Source organism: Carboxylicivirga taeanensis, assembly GCF_051851475.1.
In the GTDB taxonomy this organism is placed as follows: Bacteria; Bacteroidota; Bacteroidia; order Bacteroidales; family Marinilabiliaceae; genus Carboxylicivirga; species Carboxylicivirga taeanensis.
The window spans coordinates 1-20314 of record NZ_JBPUSJ010000001.1 but is presented as its reverse complement, the minus strand read 5'-3'; the positions used below and the strand labels follow the sequence as shown (position 1 = coordinate 20314).

General features: G+C 40.7%; 19 protein-coding genes. 6 read left to right on the top strand and 13 right to left on the bottom strand.

The features are described from left to right. Nucleotides 1–88 precede the first annotated feature (88 nt). The gene (gene rbp / locus ACSX1H_RS00095) at nucleotides 89–400 is read left to right on the top strand and encodes an RNA-binding regulator (RefSeq protein WP_439181485.1); all 312 of its coding nucleotides are present in this window, start codon (nucleotides 89–91) and stop codon (nucleotides 398–400) included. 195 nt (nucleotides 401–595) lie between these two features. On the opposite strand, the gene ACSX1H_RS00090 is transcribed toward rbp, so the two are convergent. From ACSX1H_RS00090 to ACSX1H_RS00080, 3 genes are all read right to left on the bottom strand, one after another. After that, nucleotides 596–2035: an MFS transporter gene (locus tag ACSX1H_RS00090; protein ID WP_439181484.1), complete on the bottom strand. Its 1440-nt coding sequence runs from the start codon at nucleotides 2033–2035 to the stop codon at nucleotides 596–598. 67 nt (nucleotides 2036–2102) lie between these two features. After that, nucleotides 2103–3563 carry a M28 family peptidase gene (locus ACSX1H_RS00085; RefSeq protein WP_439181483.1) on the bottom strand — a complete coding sequence of 487 codons (1461 nt, stop codon included), beginning with the start codon at nucleotides 3561–3563 and terminating at the stop codon, nucleotides 2103–2105. 334 nt (nucleotides 3564–3897) lie between these two features. Next, the gene (locus ACSX1H_RS00080; RefSeq protein ID WP_439181482.1) at nucleotides 3898–4266 is read right to left on the bottom strand and encodes a hypothetical protein; all 369 of its coding nucleotides are present in this window, start codon (nucleotides 4264–4266) and stop codon (nucleotides 3898–3900) included. A 417-nt stretch (nucleotides 4267–4683) separates the two neighbouring features. On the opposite strand from ACSX1H_RS00080, the gene tyrS reads away from it, so the two are divergent. Then, complete coding sequence (gene tyrS, locus ACSX1H_RS00075) at nucleotides 4684–5976, top strand: tyrosine--tRNA ligase (protein ID WP_439181481.1); 1293 nt, start codon at nucleotides 4684–4686, stop codon at nucleotides 5974–5976. A gap of 49 nt (nucleotides 5977–6025) precedes the next feature. Here the strand turns inward: tyrS and ACSX1H_RS00070 are convergent, their stop codons facing one another. The 10 genes from ACSX1H_RS00070 to ACSX1H_RS00025 form a co-directional block, all read right to left on the bottom strand. Then, the gene (locus ACSX1H_RS00070) at nucleotides 6026–7258 is read right to left on the bottom strand and encodes a PP2C family protein-serine/threonine phosphatase (protein ID WP_439181480.1); all 1233 of its coding nucleotides are present in this window, start codon (nucleotides 7256–7258) and stop codon (nucleotides 6026–6028) included. A gap of 145 nt (nucleotides 7259–7403) precedes the next feature. Then, nucleotides 7404–7970, bottom strand: coding sequence for an elongation factor P (gene efp, locus ACSX1H_RS00065; protein ID WP_439181479.1), 567 nt, complete (start codon nucleotides 7968–7970; stop codon nucleotides 7404–7406). 118 nt (nucleotides 7971–8088) lie between these two features. Then, a complete protein-coding gene (locus tag ACSX1H_RS00060; RefSeq protein WP_439181478.1) occupies nucleotides 8089–8898 on the bottom strand; it encodes a DUF3108 domain-containing protein in 810 nt (269 codons plus the stop codon). Between the two features lie 80 nt (nucleotides 8899–8978). Further along, a complete protein-coding gene (gene tsaB, locus ACSX1H_RS00055; protein WP_439181477.1) occupies nucleotides 8979–9680 on the bottom strand; it encodes a tRNA (adenosine(37)-N6)-threonylcarbamoyltransferase complex dimerization subunit type 1 TsaB in 702 nt (233 codons plus the stop codon). Nucleotides 9681–9802: 122 nt separating this feature from the next. After that, a complete protein-coding gene (locus tag ACSX1H_RS00050; RefSeq protein WP_439181476.1) occupies nucleotides 9803–11065 on the bottom strand; it encodes an efflux RND transporter periplasmic adaptor subunit in 1263 nt (420 codons plus the stop codon). 140 nt (nucleotides 11066–11205) lie between these two features. After that, a complete protein-coding gene (locus ACSX1H_RS00045) occupies nucleotides 11206–12561 on the bottom strand; it encodes a TolC family protein (protein WP_439181475.1) in 1356 nt (451 codons plus the stop codon). Between the two features lie 82 nt (nucleotides 12562–12643). After that, complete coding sequence (locus ACSX1H_RS00040) at nucleotides 12644–13726, bottom strand: efflux RND transporter periplasmic adaptor subunit (protein WP_439181474.1); 1083 nt, start codon at nucleotides 13724–13726, stop codon at nucleotides 12644–12646. Between the two features lie 39 nt (nucleotides 13727–13765). Further along, nucleotides 13766–15046 (bottom strand): ABC transporter permease, encoded by a 1281-nt coding sequence (locus ACSX1H_RS00035; protein WP_439181473.1) that lies wholly within the window; start codon nucleotides 15044–15046, stop codon nucleotides 13766–13768. A 24-nt stretch (nucleotides 15047–15070) separates the two neighbouring features. After that, complete coding sequence (locus tag ACSX1H_RS00030) at nucleotides 15071–16321, bottom strand: ABC transporter permease (protein ID WP_439181472.1); 1251 nt, start codon at nucleotides 16319–16321, stop codon at nucleotides 15071–15073. Then, entirely contained in the window at nucleotides 16318–17064 is a 747-nt protein-coding gene (locus ACSX1H_RS00025; RefSeq protein ID WP_439181471.1) for an ABC transporter ATP-binding protein, read from the bottom strand. The genes ACSX1H_RS00030 and ACSX1H_RS00025 overlap by 4 nt, the downstream gene beginning before the upstream one ends. 333 nt (nucleotides 17065–17397) lie before the next feature. On the opposite strand from ACSX1H_RS00025, the gene ACSX1H_RS00020 reads away from it, so the two are divergent. From ACSX1H_RS00020 to ACSX1H_RS00005, 4 genes are read left to right on the top strand one after another with little or no spacing between them, the layout of a single operon-like run. Further along, nucleotides 17398–17928: an RNA polymerase sigma factor gene (locus ACSX1H_RS00020; RefSeq protein ID WP_439181470.1), complete on the top strand. Its 531-nt coding sequence runs from the start codon at nucleotides 17398–17400 to the stop codon at nucleotides 17926–17928. A gap of 3 nt (nucleotides 17929–17931) precedes the next feature. Next, the gene (locus ACSX1H_RS00015; protein WP_439181469.1) at nucleotides 17932–18483 is read left to right on the top strand and encodes a hypothetical protein; all 552 of its coding nucleotides are present in this window, start codon (nucleotides 17932–17934) and stop codon (nucleotides 18481–18483) included. 5 nt (nucleotides 18484–18488) lie between these two features. Next, the gene (locus ACSX1H_RS00010; RefSeq protein WP_439181468.1) at nucleotides 18489–19520 is read left to right on the top strand and encodes a hypothetical protein; all 1032 of its coding nucleotides are present in this window, start codon (nucleotides 18489–18491) and stop codon (nucleotides 19518–19520) included. Further along, the gene (locus tag ACSX1H_RS00005) at nucleotides 19517–20086 is read left to right on the top strand and encodes a peptidylprolyl isomerase (protein WP_439181467.1); all 570 of its coding nucleotides are present in this window, start codon (nucleotides 19517–19519) and stop codon (nucleotides 20084–20086) included. The genes ACSX1H_RS00010 and ACSX1H_RS00005 overlap by 4 nt, the downstream gene beginning before the upstream one ends. Nucleotides 20087–20314 lie beyond the last annotated feature (228 nt).

The window sequence follows — 20314 nt, the reverse complement described above, 5'->3', positions numbered from 1 at the left end:
CTACATTTCAAACCTTCAATTCTCCTCTTTTTTAATAGTTGATATGGACACAACAGGTGTCATCGTTTAATTTTTTAAAGTGTTTAGCATGAATATTTTTATTGCAGGTTTGACAGATAATGTGTGGGATGAGGATTTGAAAGACCTATTTGAAGAGTACGGAGAGGTAACTTCCGCTAAAGTTATCATGGATCGTGAAACGAACAAGTCAAGAGGGTTTGGTTTTGTTGAAATGCCCGATAATGAGGCGGCCAAAAAAGCCATTCACGAATTGGATAGAGCTGAGTATGATGGCAAGATCATCAACATCAAAGAAGCCCGACCAAAAGAAGGTGGTCGCCAGGGCGGTGGCCGTCAAGGTGGTGGTAACCGAGGAGGCGGTAACAGACGACGTTTTTAATCTTAAATAGATGCAGCCTGAGTAAAACACTCAGGCTTTTTTGTGCTTTTATATTGCGCAGGGTATTGAATAAGGTTGGGCAGGCTTTTTTTTATCACTGATGCTTTCCATCTCCTTTGACAAGATTACCCGCCAAATGCGCTATAAAAAAGCCCGAAACAAAATGCTTCGGGCCACATAAATTGAGGTTCAATATTATTTATTCTCCAGTGCTTTTAAGTACTTGTCGTAGAAGAACAAGGCTACAACGGCTGCCAAACCAATAATCAGAATAACTATCCATATTGATGATGGGTTGTAAGTGTTCCAAAGATGGTTGGTTAATTCAGAGCTATTCATATTCATGGCCGAAGCCGCTTGTTCAAAGTATTCATTCTGCGTCAGGTTCTCATCAATGCTTAATCCTCTGGCAAGCACTTCCTGTTTCACAAATGTGGTTTTATCAGACATCCATTGGTATACATTACCCGAAATGAAACCGGCAAAAATATTTCCCAGGAATACAGGAATAAATGAGTAACCCATATACAGCGCTTTCTTCTCGGCAGGTGCAATACGGCCAATGTATTCGGTGATTTTTGGTGAACCAGCCATTTCCCCAATAGCAAAGATGTAGATAGCTACCAGTGTAAATACAACATTTTGTGTAGTTAACGTTAAGGCCATTCCGATTGCACACACCAGAAATCCGGCCATCATTGAGCGTAGTGGACGCCATTTCATCACAATACTAGATACAATTACCTGAAACAGGATGATGTACATGGCATCAAAGTTGGTGATAAACTCAGCCTCCATCTGACCACTGGCTGTTCCATAATTCTCGCTGAAGAATGGGGCATACTCCTGAAAGAATAGGTACATCGAAGAAGTGTCAACCCATTGCATGATGAAAACCGGCAAGGTGAAGAACAGTTGGTTGTACATGGTCCAGAAACCAGCAACAATAAGTAGGAATACCACAAACTTACGGTCGGCCAGTACTTCAAATATATTGATAAAAACTTTTTTCAATGATGCAGCAAAACTTTCATCGGACTCTTCTCGCTCCGGCTCTTTATAAAATAGTAATAAGAAAAAGTTAATGGCGATAATGCCTGCCGATATGTAATACACTAAGGTGTATGATGAGTTTTTAAACAGTAAGGTAACGAGCGGCCCAAAAAATGCTCCCAGATTCACCATCATGTAAAATATACCAAAGCCAATGGAGGCCGTTTCCGATGTGGTTGATTTAGCCACAGTGGCCGAAATAATGGGCTTAAATAGTGCTGCACCAAGCGCCAAGTATAAATAAATAAGAAATACGCCTAGGAAGGATTTAAATAACGGCATCAAGATAAAGGCCGAAGTATAGATGATAAAGGCGATAAAGAGCACCCGTTTATATCCAAACCTATCGGCAATAGAACCTGTTATAACGGGCAAAAAGTAGAGAATACCTGTTCCTACTCCCATAATAATACCTTTCTGTGCTTGTGAAAGCTCCAAGCCACCGGCATCAATAGAACTGGTAAGGTAGTTGGCAAAAAGCATAAAAAAACCATACCAGGCAAATCGCTCAAAGAGCTCAATAATATTTGCTACCCAAAATACCTTTGGGAATTTTTTAAAAGTTTGCACAATGTTTGACATATGTATACGATTAGTTATTTCTCACAAACGGCTAAAATAGTGCCTTTAGTGTATAAACCAAATGTATTTAGTCATCTTGTGTGCTAAATGCAGTTTTTTGAGCTGCCAAAAATGCGGTTGTAAATATGAGTTTTACGCGTTGCTCCATCTCCGAATAATTAATCTTGTCTGGCGTGTCTGTTGGCTTATGGTAATCCTTATGTAGTCCGCTAAAAAAGCCCAGTACAGGTATGTTATTTCGGTGAAAAGCATAGTGGTCCGACAGGCGTAAGTAGTTTCCAAAGCCTTGGCTTTTATTGTAATCGTATTGGATATGCATGGGAGTGAGCATGCTATTGGCAACGTGTACCAGCGAATCAAACTCGGGATAATGGTTATTACCAATGGTATAAATATAGTTAGATTTATGTGTGGAATCGATGCGACCAATCATATCAACATTAATGTTAGCCTTAATAGCAAAGGTGTGTTCCTGGGGGTGATCAGCAAAATAGAAAGCCCCCAGTAGTCCTTTTTCCTCTCCCGATGTGGCCAGAAAAACAATGTTTTTATCCAGTTTCCCTTTTAATGGCGCAAAGGCTTTGGCCAATTGAATAATGGCTGTAGTGCCACTGGCATTGTCATCGGCTCCTACACAAATGCCTCTGTACTGTTTGCCAACATGATCATAGTGAGCTGAAATGACCAGCGTGGCAGCTGTTTTTGTTTTGCCGGGCAGGTAGCCAACTACATTATTGGCCTGAGCTCTTTCGATTGTAATTGGGCAATACAAGGACAGTTCAGGTTGGGGTAAACGGCTGAAGGCATCGACTGAGTTGAGGGCTTTTAAACTATCTAAAGGCAGGCTGAAGAGCTGTTCCACTGTTTCAGCACTCAATGCGAATGCTTTGGTTAAGCTCTTGCTAAAGTGAGGTTTGGTGCTATAAACCGATTGCTCCTGACGGCTGGCCTGCATCCTTTGAGCCAGCTCACTAAACGCTTCATTGTCGGAACAGTGTACCATCATAAATGCCAAAGCACCTTGCCGTTTCGTTTTACTGGCCAGCTGGTACCAATTGTTAAGGTTTTCAACAACTGCAACAGCTATTTTATCATTCAGGTTAAGATCTTGCATGAGGGTATCTGCTCCATTTCCTATAAAAATACACTTTGCATTAATTATTGTCTCAATGGGGGCTGTACTCAAGTATGTTATATCTTTATAATGCTCGAGCTTGTTTTCTTTATTGCGGAAGTCAAAAGCGTTCCAGCGCCAGGTCCAGAGGCCAATGTTTTGCAGGTAGGTCGAATCGTTATAAGGCTGTATGCCGGCAGTCTGAAACTGCTCAATTATATACTTTGCTGCTTTATGTTCTCCATCCGAACCTGTGTTTCGTCCTTCCAAGCTGTCGGAGGCCAGGATGTAAAGGTGTTTTTTTAAACTTGTGGAGTCAATCGCATTCAGGTATTTGTGCTTAAACTTAGGGGATTGAGCATGTCCTGCATGAAGGATAACAAAAGATAGAAAGAATAGTATTCGTGCGTTCATAGTTGTGTCGATAATACAATGAGGTTTGCTTATTTTATAGCTAAATATAATTCTTTTTTAACAGGATAGAATGAAAAAAGCCGACACATTGGCCGGCTCGTTCTATTACTTTTGCCATTCATTAAAATCGTTTGCCAATGATTTTAAAAAGAGTATGCACTATACTCTTTTTTATAATCGCAGCTAAACAGAGGTGTTAATTCTCAGCTCTTCATTCTTACCGATTCTGATGTAATATTGATCCAGCTCCACATCTCTACTCAAACCTAAAATGTTTCACTCCTTAAGAAAATAGTTATGCCAAATGCAGGGTGAGGGAATCTGGAGATATTGTTTAATATTTATTTCCGAGCAATATTCCGTTTAAAAAACCATTGATTAGGGCACTTCCAATATCATTAGCACCGTGGGGATTAAAGCTGTCTCTCACACGGTTATTCCCAGTGATGGTCATCAAATCGGCCGGGTAATATGCTTTGTAAGATCTTAGCATCTGGCTTGAGTTGACCGATAAGTGGTATTGCTCGTACATCCCTACCTGATTGTATAAATAAATCGGGCGATTCACTTTATTTATTTCACTTGAATTGATGCTCAACTTAACCGGTAGATATTCTAACTTTAAGTTAAGGCTTAGTTGTGTGCTTTCCTGTAAAGAATCTGTTTGGGTACTGTATTGACCGAAGCTTGTTAAACAAAACATACAGGCAATAATTGTCAAAAGTAGTTTTAAATGGTTCATAATCATCAGTAATTAGGGTTCTCTGTCAAAGATATTATTAATTCTTTGTAATTGATATTTTATGTGATATTATATATTGCATGCAATGTTTAGTGCACAGCAGTCGATTGTTTTGTCATTTCGCGTGGGCATTCAATTGGCAGCTTTACATTGGCATTACCACTGTAATTTGCATTCCCACCGCCTTTCCGGCATTAGAGTGTACAATCGAGTTTCGCTACTGCCCAAAGGGGTTAATTCATACTAAGGACTTTAAATTGCTATTTTTACCTGTAGAATCGCATGCGTTTGGCACCGGGTTTTTATTATCTTTGTGCTCTTGTAAATAAACACATGTATAATAGTGTCTTGCTAAAGACAGTTAATAATGCACTTACCATGAATTTTGTAGAAGAGTTAAGATGGCGTGGTATGATCCACGATGTAATGCCAGGAACAGAAGAACAACTTGAGAAAGAGCTGACGTCGGCTTATGTGGGGATCGATCCAACTGCAGATTCATTACATATTGGTCACTTGGTAAGTGTAATGATGTTAAAGCATTTTCAGGTGTGTGGACATAAACCCATTGTTTTGGTTGGTGGAGCAACAGGTATGATTGGCGATCCTTCAGGCAAATCGGATGAACGGAACTTGTTAAATGAGGAGCAGCTGCGCAAAAACCAGGATGGAATTAAAAAGCAGCTGTCAAATTTCTTGGATTTCGATTCAGATGCAGAAAATGCTGCCGAAATGGTAAATAACTATGATTGGATGAAGGAGTATTCGTTTCTTGAATTCATTCGTGACATTGGAAAGCACATCACGGTTAATTATATGATGGCCAAAGATTCGGTTAAAAAACGGTTAGACGGAAGCTATAAAACCGGCCTCTCTTTCACCGAATTTACTTATCAATTGGTACAGGGAACTGATTTTTTACACCTCTATAATGAGAAGAATTGTAAGCTGCAGATGGGTGGCTCTGATCAGTGGGGTAATATCACAACGGGTACCGAGTTAATCCGCAGAACAGGTAGTGGAGAGGCATTTGCACTGACTTGTCCGTTAATTAAAAAGGCTGATGGTAAGAAATTTGGTAAGACTGAGTCTGGTAATATTTGGTTGGACCCTGTTCGCACATCACCTTATGCTTTTTACCAATTTTGGTTAAATACATCAGATGAGGATGCGGAGAAATATATTAAAATCTTTACGTTGCTCTCAAAAGACGAGATTGAGACACTTATTGAGGAACACAAAGAGGCACCACATCGACGGGCACTGCAGCAACGTTTGGCAAAAGAAGTAACTATCATGGTGCATTCCGAAGAGGCCTATGAGGCGGCAGTGGAAGCATCTCAAATACTATTTGGTAAAGCAACCACAGAGGCTTTGCGAAAGATTGATGAGCAAACACTTTTGGCTGTATTTGAAGGTGTGCCGCAGTTTACTGTCGAAAAGTCGCTCCTGTCCGAGGGTGTTAATATTGTTGACCTGTTAGCAGAGCACGCCACAGTTTTCCCTTCCAAAGGCGAGCTGCGCCGCACAATAAAAGGTGGAGGTTTAAGTGTGAATAAAGAAAAGGTGGCTGATGCTGAAAAGCTTATTCAGTCAGCTGATTTATTGAATGATAAATACTTGCTGGTTCAAAAAGGTAAAAAGAACTACTTTTTGATAATCGCACAGTAAAAATATAGAAACGAATAATTGAGAAAAGCAGGCTGGAAAGTCTGCTTTTTTATTTGAACTCCAATCCTATCAGGGAGATATCATCAAAAGCAGCACCTTCTTTTTCAATCCGGTCGATAATGGTTCTAAGCCCCTGAAAGTTTTGCTCCAGCGGCGCGCTGTTATTCATCACTGCTTCTACCTCTTCAGCACCCGATTCTACCTGAAAGCCATCATCTAGTTCCACTAATCCATCGGTAAAAGCAAGTAGTTTGGAACCTCTGGGTATGTGAACTTTGCCCAATTCTATAGAGGGAATGAAATCAAGCATTCCCAATCCAATACATCCACTTTCCAGATGGGTCAGCTGTTGTTTTCTGGCATCGTAAAGTAGGGGTGGCAAATGGCCGGCATTCACATAACTTAAACGGCGGGTAATGAGGTTGTATCGACCAATGAAGAGGGTGATAAACTTTTCGTTATTAGCGCTTTCATTAACGCGGGCATTCAGCTGATGCACCAGCTTCTTTAGATTACAGCGGTACGAAAATAATGAACGTATAACTGCCTGAAAGTTGGACATTAGCATGGCTGCTGATATACCTTTTCCCGAAACATCGGCTATGCAAAAGCCAATGGTGTTGCGCGAAAGGCGAAATACATCGTAGTAATCGCCTCCAACTCCCATGTGCGGTTGATAGTAGGTATGAATTTCAAGCTTTGATGTCTTGGGCAGCTGATGCTCATTGGGAACCAACTGATTTTGGATTCGGGAAGCCAGTTCCATCTCTTTTTTGATGGCTTCCTGCTCCAGCAGCTCCTGTTGCATGCGCTTGTTTTCAACAAACACAATAATCAGGTTCGAGATAATCTGAATGAGCTTAAGGTGCTTAATGGTTGGACTAATCCCTTGCTGCTCTTCTTCAATATCACCAATCAGCACGTAGCCGATGGCACTGTAGCGGTGAAAAAGTGGAATAACGGCATCAAAGCCTTTCAAATTTGGCGGGTGAGAGAGGGTAATGCTTTCAATTGTGTCGTACTGCAGCAAATCCTTTTTTACATCAATGGCGGCAGCTTCATCTTCTGTAACACCCGATATTAAAAGGTTTTTCCATTCGTTATTAGAAAGGGTATAAACCAATACTTTACCAACCTCCAGTTCTTCCCGAAGCAGAATCTCAAACTCGGAGAGTAAGTCATCAATTGTATGATCCTGGTTAATGGTTTGCGCAATATCCAGGATGATGTTTAACCGATCCTTATAGAGGCGTAATCTTTTCTTTTTTAGTTGCGTAACCATATTGGGATAACTCTTTCCATCTAAGGTATTAAAAAAAACCTATAAAAGTGAGGAAATATTGCGGTGGCAGAGAAAAGGCCTGTTACAAACTTTATTTAATCATTTGATTCATAATAAGTTTATAACAGGTTCTTTGCTTTTGAAATTATTTTACGCGCTCCACGTAAGAGTTGTCGCTCGTATTGATCTTAATTTTATCACCAGTGTTGATAAACAGCGGTACCATAATTTGCGCACCTGTAGTAACTGTTGCAGGTTTTAATGAGTTGGTTGATGAAGTATCGCCTCTTACACCTGGTTCAGTATAGGTCACTTCGAATACCACATTAGCAGGCAGGTTAACCATCAGAGGTGTTTCAGTGTCAGCATGGTAAACTACTTCTACTTCCATTCCTTCGTTGAGTAAAGCTGTATTGTCAATCAGCCCTTCTTCAATAGGCACCTGCTCAAAAGTTTCGGCGTTCATAAAGTGGTAGCCCATATCGTCTTTATAAAGAAACTGATGCGGACGACGCTCAACGCGAGCCTCATTTACCTTCACACCTGCATTAAATGTATTTTCTAGTACCTTACCGGTTGATACATTTTTAAGTTTAGTTCTAACAAATGCGGCACCCTTACCAGGTTTAACATGTTGAAACTGTACGATGAAAAACAACTGTCCATTGTATTCAATGCACATCCCGTTTCTAAAATCAGCTGTAGTTGCCATACTATTGAAATTGTGATTATTTTAAAAATCTTTTTAGAAAAACGGTGCAAAAATAAGCTAATTACAGTAAAAAAACGAATTGTTCCCGCTAAAAGCTAATAGCTTATGCCAGTTGTTATTAATACCTAACACTGCTAAAGGGGTGTTTCAGTCCTTTAAACTCTTCAAGATTGCAGGTAAATGAGCCCACTGCAAGATCGAATCGTACGCGTATGGGTATTCGATTTTTATCTCTGGTAATCCACACATGCATATCATCTTCGGTTTTAAAAGCGCGGCCTACTTCTGTAACTGGTGAAAACTTGTAGCATTCTATTTTGCCAAAGTTGGTTTTTATCACTTCCGTGCCCCTATAGCGGATACGCAGAGGAAAGTTTTCATCGGAAAAATAAGTCATAAATTCAATGATTTCCCCTTCTTTCAAATTTTCATTAAACTTATGGTTGCGGGCAAAATAAAAGGCAGAAAGAATGTCGAGAATGCCTTCCTGAACAGTATGAATGCCGGATTTTTGAGAGATAACCTGTGATGAATCTCTATTGTATTCTACTTCGTTATAATAGCGGTAGCGGCCTTCGCGAATGCTGCGTATGGCTTTCACCGGCTGGTTGGTTTTTACGTCAATGAAACTTTCGTAGCGGTCGCGTATTTTATAGAGTACATCAGCCACTCCAACGGTGACCCCTTTCCCAACCACATGATGGGTGAAAGTGTTATTAATGAGAGAGTCTTTAACGGTTAAGGTTGCCTTGCCGCCCGTTACAAAGCCATAATTAAGCGTAAATACCAAGCGTTCACCACTCTGATAGGCCTGATGCTTGGTTAATGGATATGGTGGGATAAAGATGGTATCATTTTCTTCCTCTTGTGAGGCTAGCAGGCTCATGCAAAAAAGCAAGGCGGGCAACAATAGTATAGCACGTTTCATAGGCGCTGTTTTTGTAGAATAAGTTAAGGTTACTTACTCTTTATGACAAACAAACGCTTTGAAATACTTATTGGTTTTGCTTACAACACTTTTTTCTTTGGTGTAGTGGCCACAAAGTCTTTTAAATAGAAGGGCTCAAAATAGGCCACGTCTTCAAACTTTTTTTCTGCAAAATAGCTTTCTGCTAGAGGTGCCAAATGTTTGGCCAGCGGATGGCAATCGTCAATGAACAAGGCATTGCTGTGTGTAATAACGTCTTTACACTTTTCTGCACCATTGCCAAAAAATACTACCTGGTATTTACTTAACCAATCCGAAAAAGTTGTTTCATCAACAATTTTGGCCGAAATGTTCTCAATTAACTTCAGTTCATGGTCAAACACGGCAGTATATACTTCCATGCGGCGGGCATCCATCAAAGGACAAAAAACGGTTGCTTGTGGCTCTGTTGCCTTGTATTGTTCAACCACTGGCTGCGTTAATATGTGCATAGAGTCGATTGCAATGAGCGGCTTATTTAAAGCATAACAAATGCCTTTGGCTGTAGAAACCCCAATGCGAAGGCCTGTGTAGGAGCCGGGTCCGCTACTAACAGCAACGGCATCTATATCTTTAATATCCGGGGTACTGTCTAACTTAAAGAGCTGCTCAATAAGAACGGTTAAGTTGGAGGCATGTGAGTTAACCTGGTACAGCTCTTTTGATGCGACAATATTACCATCTTCGCTGTATGCAACAGAGCACACTCCGGTTGATGTTTCTATGCTTAAAATTTTTGCCATGTTCGTATCCTTATGCCGCAAAAATAACAAATTGTTTGATAGTTGGAAACGGTGAAAAAAATGCGGATGGCAATTTTTAATAATAGAGTGCCATCCGCAGTGAGTGAATTAATTCGATATGCTTATTTATCTTCAAAGAGTTTGTCAACAACCTCAATGGCTGTCTCATTTTTAAGTTTTCGAGAGATGGCCGAATAAGGCCCGGTTATTACTTCGGCGTCTTCGTTAAGTCCCTCAAGAATTTCAATGAACTGGGTGTTTTGGATGCCAGGTACCACTTCTTGCTGCCTGGCTTTCCCGTTTTCCACTACAAATACCACTTCAATGCGTTTATCCTTATCCGTCACTTGCTGTGTGGTGTCGTTTTTTGAAATTTCCGTTCTCGTGGTGACTGATTGTATGGGGATGGTTAGCGTGTTGTAGCGGGTGTTTGTTTGGATATCCACTGTGGCTGACATACCTGGTCTAAACGGATACGTATTTTCCGCCTTATCACTAACCAGATGCTCGTACGATTCGGGCAGTATAAGCACGCGGACTTCAAAATTGGTAATCTGATCGGCACTAATGCCTTCTGTTTTGGCTGAGTTGGCGATTTGTGTTACAATGCCTTTAAACTTCTGTTTTAAATAAGCATCCACTTCAATAAGGCAAGTGTCGTTATGACTAACGCGAATGATATCATTCTCATTTACATCGACCAACACCTCCATTTGGTTCAGGTTGGCCAGCGTCATCATTTCGGTACCTTCAAATTGTGCGGTCCCCACCACGCGTTCACCTTTCTCCACATTCAGTCGTGAGATGGTGCCACCCATGGGTGCATAAATGGTGGTTTTATTTAGATTGTCTTTTGCTTCGTTTAAGGAGGCCCTGGAGTTGCGCAAGGCAGCTTCAGCTGAAGAGATGTTTGCTTTTGCTATTTGATACTCCGACTCTACTAGTTCAAAGTCGGCTTCAGAGATGGTTTTATCTTCCCATAGCTCCAGGTTGCGTTCATAGCTCAGTTTTTTTTGCTGCAGTTGGGCTTTGGCCTGCAAAACATTGGCTTCGGCAGATTTTACTGAGGCTTGCATTTTTTCATAGTTACGCTGATAAATGTCTGGCTGAATGCGAGCGAGCACCTGTCCGCGCTTAACTTCTTCTCCCTCTTCGATTAGAAGCTCAAGAATTTCGCCGGAAACATCTGAACTGATTTTGACTTCCACCATGGGTTTTATTTTGCCATTGGCGGTAATGGTTTCAGTAATGGTGCGTAGTTGAGCTTTTTCGGCTAATACTTTCTCCTGATAATCCTGACCAATCCAACCTTGTTTTTTGGCAACAACTAATACGATAAGAATAACAACTAAAGCGGCGATGGCAATAACAACGGGTTTCTTCATAGATTCAGTAATTTATGGGCTAATTTAATCATTAGATTTTAAAGAGGGATATTAACAAAAGGATAAATTATTAAAACACCGGATAATGCTGGCTGCCTATCCGGTGTTGTTAAATAAAGGGTAAAAAGGGTATTATGAATCTATAGTTCAATAGGGATGCCTTTGTAAAAGTCTAAAATCTTTGTGCGTAGGATGTACTCGTATTTCGATTGTAATAAATCCGACTGTGCCCTCGTAAAATCTGTTTTAGCCACATTGTAATCCACCGAGTTGACTAGCCCTACATTAAATTTCTTTTCGGTGTACCTGAATGATTCAGCAAACGAGTTCACTGCTTCCTGACTGGATAAAAAATTATTGTAGGCCGCCATGGCATCAGCATAGGCCTGCTGGATGCTTTTGCGCAATGTGAGTTTTTCCTGTTTTAATTGGTATTGGGCATCCAATACACTAAGCTTTGCATTGGCTATCCCGTTTCTAGCCTGTAGCTTATTGAATATTGGAATACGTAAGGTAGCTCCAATACCTCCTCCCCGGTTATCCTTCCATTGATCTTCAAATGCTCCATTAGTTGCACCTTCTAGGAAATACGCACTTGTGCCATAGTTAGCACCAATGCTTAAACTTGGGTAAACATAGCTTTTGGCTATTTTCAAGTCGTATTCAGAGCTGGATACTTTATAGTTTGCACTTTTTATTTCGGGCATAATTTCAAGAGCTGTAGAGTAGACGTTTCTTGGGAGGTCAGATGTAAACGCATTTAGCTCTGGTAACTCTGGTGTTTCAATGTCAAATTCTATTGGTCGTTCTAAATCCAATAGCTGTGCTAAACTTAATAGCGACATAGCTAAGGCATTTTCTTGTTGCGTCACATTTAGTGCTTCTTTCGCAGCTTGAGATTTGATTTCTAAATAGCTACCCATTGCTTGACTGCCGGCGTCGACCAATTTTTTAGTGCGATCCATTTGAAGCTGGCTTGTTTCATATTGTTCTTTAGCAACATTTAATAGTTCTTTATTAAAAAGAATCTGGAGATAATGACCAGTAATTTGTAAACCAATGTCATTTTTTGTTTTCTCCATATCTTCAAGAGCTGCAAGTAGGTCAACTTTATTACGTTTGATAGTGTTCTGCTTGTTTAGTCCTTCAAATACAGAAACATTACTGCTAAGATTTGAATTATATCTTTGGCTGTTAGACAATGTAGCACCTCCATTTTCGGTCCAGTTGAAACCTGAATTGTACTGAGCACCAATAGAAGCATTCAGATCTGGGAGTTGATTTCTTTTACTTTGTTTTAGTACATTCTCCTGATATTCAGTATTAATGGCTTGACGTTGGATGGTAATATTATTCTCATGTGCATAGTTGATGCATTCGAGCAATGACCACTGCTTTTTATTTTCGCCCCAAACCTGCTTCAGGCTGTCCTGGGCCTTAGTCGTTAGCGTGATCAAAATGATGCAGGCAAGTGCGATAAGTGATTTTCGTAACATAGATAATTCTTTTGTAGGATGTGAGCCTGTATGTTTCTCTTCGGGTAATAATGAAGTAATAAAAATATCAATTATTATTCAATTAACTCTTGGGGATCTTAATTTTATCATCCTTGTTAATGCCTTCCTTGACTTCAATTTTAATACCATCGGATAAGCCTGTGGATATTAGGCGTTTCTCAAACTGCTGTTCGCCGGTTTGAATTTCAACAAAAGCCGAATCGTTACTAAAGGTAATCAGCTTTTCCTTAATGGCCAGAACGCTGTCTCTGCGGTCGAGCACGATGTCGGCTGTAGCGCTGTAGCCGGCCCTGATAAACTGCCCTTGTTTTAGTTTAACGGCCGCTTTAATCTCAAACTGGATGGCTCCATTTTCTTCTACCCCTTTCGGCGCAATGGATTCGAGAAAAGCGTCATACTTTTCGTCTTCGATGGCACCAATAGATAGGAGCAGAGCCATGCCTTGCTTAATTTTTCCAACTTCAGTTTCATCCACCTTACCTTCAAACACCATTTTACCCATATCGGCAACTACAGCTATGGTTGTCCCATCGTTAAAGGTGTTACTCTTTATCACTGAATTTCCTTCTTTAATGGGCACATCCAATATCATGCCTGTGATGGTCGAACGGATTAAGGTGTTGGTTTGGCTCTTAGAGTTGCTGGTGACACCTTCTTTGATTAGTTGCAGGTTGTTTTCTGCTGCCAGCTTATCGGCTTCGGCAGTTTCATACCTTAATTGCTCTTCCTGAAATTCTGATTCGGGTATCACGCCGGTATCGAATAGCTCTTTTTTACGACTGAACTCAATTTCAGCATTTTTGAAGCTTATCTCAGCTCTTTTCAACTGCGCTTCAGCATTGTTTACTTGAATCATCTCCGGAATAATCTGCACTTTGGCAATCAAGTCTCCTTTTTTAACTTCATCGCCTGCTTCAACAAATATGTCAGTAATGATTCCTGATTCCTGTGGTTTAATTTCTATTTCCTTTCGTGGTACCACCGAACCAGTAGCAACTGTTTTTTTAATGATATCGGTTACTTCAGCTGATTCCGTTTCGTAAACAACCGGATCTTTTTTCGATTGAGTGTAGAGATAAAACACCACCCAGGCAAATAATGCGATGAATACAACGCCACCTAATATTTTTAGTATCTTTTTCATGAGTTTTTATTTTTTATAGTTTCTAGTATGTTCATTTTTTTATTCATGTCTAAGGGCCTCAATGGGTTTTATTTTAACCGCTTTCATGGCTGGAATTAATCCGGCAACTAAACCAACCAATATGAGCATGATGAGAGCTGACATGGCAAGTGGTAAGCCCACTTCCGGATTAAGGAAAAATGTTTCATCTTCCCCATTACCGGCTGCTCTGGAGGCATCAACGGCCATGTCAACGAGGTAGAGGACTACCGTTCCAAATGCGAGACCTATAAATCCGGCTATTGTGGTTAGAAAGACCGATTCTGTTAATAACTGACTGACTATGATGGATGGTTTGGCTCCAATGGCTCTTTGAATACCGATTTCTTTGGTGCGCTCTTTAACAATGACCAGCATGATGTTGCTGATACCCACTGCTCCAGCAAATAAGGTGCCGATACCAACCACCCATATTAATATATCGATGCCCAAAAAAATAAAATTCATGGTTTTGATTTGGTTTTCGAGATCAAATTGGCCAATGGCTTCTTTATCATCGGGCGAGAGTTTGTGATTGCTTTGCAGTATTGGTGAAATTTTATCGATGACTGTTTGTACTTTAACACCTTTTTTGGCAATTAAACCGAAGTAATGCACCTGGTCGCCATAGTTAAACGTTTGCTGCATGGCTGTAAATGGCAGGTAAACAGTTTCCTTTTTGTTACTGCCTATGTTTATTTTCGGGTTGTTGGATTTAAATACGCCCACCACCATAAAATAGACTCCATTTACGCGCAGGTACTGGCCAACCGGATCTTCGCCTTCATCAAACATTACTTCGTACACTTTTTCCCCAATAATGCACACCTTTCGTTTGAGCTTGATGTCTTCATCGTTTATGTAACGTCCATAGGGCATGGAGCATGGGTCGATCAGACGATAGCTGGGGTAGTCGCCCATCACATTGAATGCGCCCGAACGTTTGCCTCTCACAATGTTTTCGCCACTGCGTAAATCCCAGCCGTTTAGCCGGGGCGAAATCACTTCCACTTCAGGTACCTGTTCTTTGATCGCTTCAATGTCATCGTTGTTGATTTGCCAATGACGCCCACGCTTAAAGCCTTCGTAAGCGACGGTTGTATTTTCGGCCCAAATAAAACCACTGTTGGTTGCAAAATCTTTAACGCCTTCATACACGCCATTTTTTAGTCCGTTACCTGAGCCGGTCATTACAATGAGCATAAAAATGGCCCAAAACACACCAAAGGCTGTTAACACACTTCTTAACTTGTTTTTCTTGATGGCGTTAAATATTTCTTGCCACCTATCTTTGTCAAACATAATTATAGACTTTGGGGGTTAGACTTACTCATCGTGTAATGCTTCAATTGGCCGTATGGCCGATGCTTTTCGGGCGGGAATGTAACCAGCAATCAGTCCGGCGCTTATTAATATTGCCAACGCCCATAGGGCAACACCTAAATCGGCTGAAGGATTAAAAAAAGCTCTTTGTACATCCTGATTCTCTGTGGCAATCTGTCTTAATATGGCCGAAACGCCTGCTAATAATCCCATACCTGCCACTAAGCCAAAGAAGCCTGCTAAGGCAGTTATTAAAACTGATTCTGATAAAACCAGCCTGATGATGGAAAATGGAGAGGCTCCTATGGCTTTTCGAATACCAATTTCTTTGGTGCGTTCTTTCACCAGAATAATCATGATATTACTAACACCTACAATCCCTGCAATAATTGTCATGATTCCGATAACCCATACAAACATGCGGATACCTGCAAAAACGCCTTGGGCCTGTTTGAAATTTTCCAATGTATTCCAAATACCTATTGCCTGCTTATCTTCTGGAGACACCCGGTGTCGCTCCATAAGTGTGTTGCGCACCGCCTCTTCAATCCGTTTATTTTCAGCTACAGTAGTGGCATTGGTAGAGATGGCCATTTCACTTAAGCGATTATTGCCGTTAAATACCCGTTGAGTAGTTGTTAGTGGCATATACAAATTTTTCCGGTCTCTATCTTCCGGGTCCACAAAGACTCCTACCACCATAAAAGGGACCCCGCTTATTCGGATGTATTTTCCCATGGGATCCTCATCCTTAAAAAGGTGTTTTTGAACCGGTTCCGAAATGATAACTGATTTTCTGAATTGTTTGATGTCTATATTGTTAATGTATCGCCCCTGAAGCATGTCAACCAGTTTTATGGCCTTAAATTCGGGCATAACGCCTTCAATACGGAAGTCGCCATATTCATTTTTGTAAGTTACTCCATAGTCGCCCCAAAGGTGAAATCGGCCCGAAAAGTTGTCCATATCATCCTCGAACTTGCGTTTCAGCATGTCACCGTCTGCTACCGTGAAATTAATTCGTCGGCCGGCTTTTAGTCCATCGTGGGCCACTTGCGTGCGGCGGCTCCAAATCCATAATGCATTTTTAGAAGTGCCTCTGAAGTTGAACTCCATACCATTTTCAAGTCCTTTGCCCGAACCAAGTAAAATGATAAGCATAAATATCCCCCAGGCAACACTGAATCCTGTCATGATGGCCCTGAGCTTGTTTTGCTTGAGCGTGGAAAATATTTCCTGTATGTAATCGATCATGATAAAACAGACTTGTGTGGTGAGCTTATGTGATTTTCATTGTTTGAATCTGTTTGTCCGTTGGTATGGTTAGATTCAATAACGCCATCTTTCAGTCGAATAACACGTTGCGTCATATCCGCAATGTCGTTTTCGTGGGTTACGATTATTACAGTGATGCCAGAAGCATTTACCTCTTTCAGAATTTCCATTACTTCGTATGAAGTTTGGGTATCCAGTGCACCAGTAGGTTCATCGGCAAGAATCACTTTGGGTTGTGAAATGAGTGAGCGGGCAATGGCAATGCGCTGCTTTTGTCCGCCCGAAAGTTCACTTGGTAAATGACTCCACCATTCCTTTAGGCCAAGTCTGTCAAGCAATTCCATGGCTTGAGCATTCCGCTTTTTTCGACTTACGCCTTGGTAATACAAGGGAAGGGCAACATTTTCCATTGCATTCTTAAACGAAATCAGGTTGAATGATTGGAAGATAAAGCCGATGTATTTATTCCTGAAAGCTGCCGCTTTGCGTTCATTCATTTTCTGAATAAGAATATCGTTGAGGTAATATTCTCCGGCGTCATAGTTATCCAGAATGCCAAGAATATTTAGTAAAGTAGATTTTCCAGAACCTGAAGAGCCCATTATAGAGACCATTTCGCCTTGACGAATGTTAATGTCCAGCCCTTTAAGTACATGTAATGAGTTGCTTCCGGTAATGTATGATTTGTGAAGTTCATTCACTCTAATAATGCTTTGGCTCATAGTTGTTCTTCTAAGATGTATAGTTTCTAACCGCGTTTTTGTCGAAATCAATAGTTGTGCCAGTTGCAGTAACGTATTGGTATATAGTAATTAATGATGGGTTAATTCACTCGGTGGAAGGTTTCCGCCTGAAAATTACTTGAATTTTGTCCATTTTCGAACACATGATATCTGGCAGCCTTTGCAGACAGCGCGTTTGAGGCATGGTATGAGTAGAAGTGTTCGAGCTGTACGTTATCGTACAGATACTGAGGTGATAACTTTTTTCGTTTTTGTATTCGACCTGGTGTTAACTTTATCGTATAATGGTTAGTGAGATTCTTAAAAGACAAAATGTTTGAAGAACGATTGATACAAAGAAGTAAACAAGGAGATGTCGAGGCATTTAGCTTGTTGCTTGATAAGTATACCCGCTATTTGTATACCGTCGTTTTTCGCTTTGTTAATGAGGAGGAGGAAGCGAAAGATGTTGTTCAGGATACTTTTATTGTTGTTTGGAAAAAATTGAAGCAATATGATAGCAGACAGGCAAAGTTTACAACATGGTTATACACGATTGCTGTCCGGCAGGCAATAGACACATTGCGAAAAAGGAAGCCTTGTGTGGCCCTAAGCGATAATGAAATATCCAATTATGACATTGATCGCGAGCTCTCTAATAAAGAAATGGGCGAATTGATATTGAAGGCTACAAAGTTTTTATCGCCTTTGCAGAAAGTGGTGTTTGTACTTAGGGATATTGAAGATTTGGAGGTAGAAGAAGTGAAACAAGTAACCGGGCTGACGGCTAAACAGATAAAGGATAACCTCTATGTGGCCCGTAAGCTTATCAGGGCACGTTTGGAGAAATATATAATTATATAGAAGATGGAACAGGATATCTATAAAAGATTTGTTGAGAAGGTAAAATCGCAGCCTCCTCAACTATTCGAAGCGGAGGTATTTAAAAGAGAATTGCTTATGGAGATAGCTGGTGGTAGCAGGCGTACTAAAAAACTGCTTCTGAGCCTGAGAGTGGCAGCATCTATTTTGATACTTATAAGTTTAGGGGCATATGTATGGATGGAAGTCGACACCTGGGAGCAAAGGCTTCTGGCAGAGCAAAAGCCTATTGCAACGCAGGTGACAGAAGCTGCCGATTGGTCATGTCGGCAAACCATCGATAGAATGATGGACATATTGGGGCGTACACAAGCGTTGGTAGTTACTGATAATAGCGTGGCGATTAATAAAAAGAAGCTTCATCAGTTAAAAGCTGAGAACAGAGAAGCGGGTGAGATGTTGGAAGGCGTGCTGGTGTATATGAAGCAATTTAATCCATCTGATTATGAAGCCTTCCAATCTGGTGAGACCGTGAGGTTGACCGCCTGGATGTTGCGAAAAGAATATGACGTATGTAGTTGGTTAACTAATAATTAAAAGTGATGAAAACAAAACTATGGCTTGTGGTTCTGGTGCTAATTGTATCGGCCTGCAAAGATTTGAAATACAGCTATTTTACACGTATTAATGCTGATGGAACTATTTTTAAACGGGTTGTTGCCGAAGGCGATTCTTCACTAATTTACTCGTCTCCATTCTCTTTCGATGTCAATGAGGGGTGGGACTTGCGTTACGATAAAAAAGTAGATGGAGAAGGAGGGGATACTTTATATTTAGTCATCGCCGAAAAAACATTTGCTAACCTTAGTGATGTTAATAGGGCGCTTGAGTTAGAAGGCGACTCGGCTCATAAAGATAATATATACGGGGAGCTAAATAGAAAGTTTAGGGGTTTCTTTTCTTTTCATCAATACACCGAGACTTTTAAACAGCGGTTTCCGTTTAAACACCTCTCCGTTGAAGATTATTTGTCAACTGATGAATATGCCTATTTCTTCGAAGGAGATTCCGCCGCAGTTATTAATATGATGGAAACAGAGATTAAAGCCTATGAAGAGCAGGGAGAAAGTAGGTTTTGGAGCTACTTGGCTGGTTCTTTAGGTATTGAGTTTGTTGCCTTGGCCAATAGTCTGGCAAGCAACTCTCAAATGGCTGCATTAACTGAGAAGGATTCGTTATTTGCAATGCAACTATTTCAATCTTCGGTTGATAACGGGCCTGATCTGGATGAAATTTGTCAGCTGATCGATCAGCAAATGCACACTGTTTGGCTGAGTGAAGCGTATACAAACGGTTATTTTGAACCTTTCGAAAAGCAGATTGATAATGAAGTAATATTGCTTGGCGACAATGTTTACACTGCTGAAGTGCAGGTTCCCGGGTTGCTATACAAAACCAATGCAAATAGTATTGAAGCTAATAGCGCAAAATGGACTTTCCGGCGAGGTAGTTTCTTATATAAGGATTATACCTTGTCGCTCGAATATCGAACAATTAATTACTGGACTTTTATTATAGTTGCATTAGTGCTTCTTATCTTGGTGGGCTCATTTGTATTAAAAAGAAAAACATGAAATTCATCGTCTCGCTAGCTTGTTTGCTTATCCTTATAGGATGTGAAGAAAATCCAAAAGTACTTATCGAAACGGCCTTTGGAGATATTTTGATAGAGGTATATCAGGATGAGGCCCCAATAACAGCCGCCAACTTTCTAAGGTATGTTAAGGAAGGAAGGTACGATGGAGCTGTGTTTTATCGCGTTGTAGATGAGGGTAATCAAGAGCTGGATGAGGTGAAAATTGATGTTATTCAAGGTGGGTTGTTCGATGAAGAGCATCCTTTGGCGTTAAAAAGCATCGAGCACGAAGCAACCAAACAGACCGGGGTTTTGCATGAAGATGGTTCGGTTAGTATGGCGCGTTTGGAGCCGGGTACTGCGTCGTCCGAGTTTTTTATTTGTATTGGCAATCAGCCTGAGTTAGATTATGGTGGTAAAAGAAATCCAGATGGACAAGGCTTTGCTGCATTCGGAAAAGTAATAAAAGGGATGGAAGTGGTGCGGAGGATATGGACTTTAAATAATACAAATCAACTGCTCGATGAGAAGGTGGACATACGCTCCATGCGTCAAATAGATTAGTTTTTTCACGGTCAAACGTCCATTATTTCAATAGAATCATTTTTTTCAACAAAATAATTTGATTTCAATCATCGCATTATCAGTTGTTAAGTGTTGATTTGGGTGTAGGGTGGGGCATTCGGGCGAAAAATAAATTTGCATATTCGCAAAATAGTTCCTTATTTTGCACCCGCTTTTGAGGACAATGGTACTCGTGAAAGGGCAGGATTGATAAGGGTTTCAGGCATT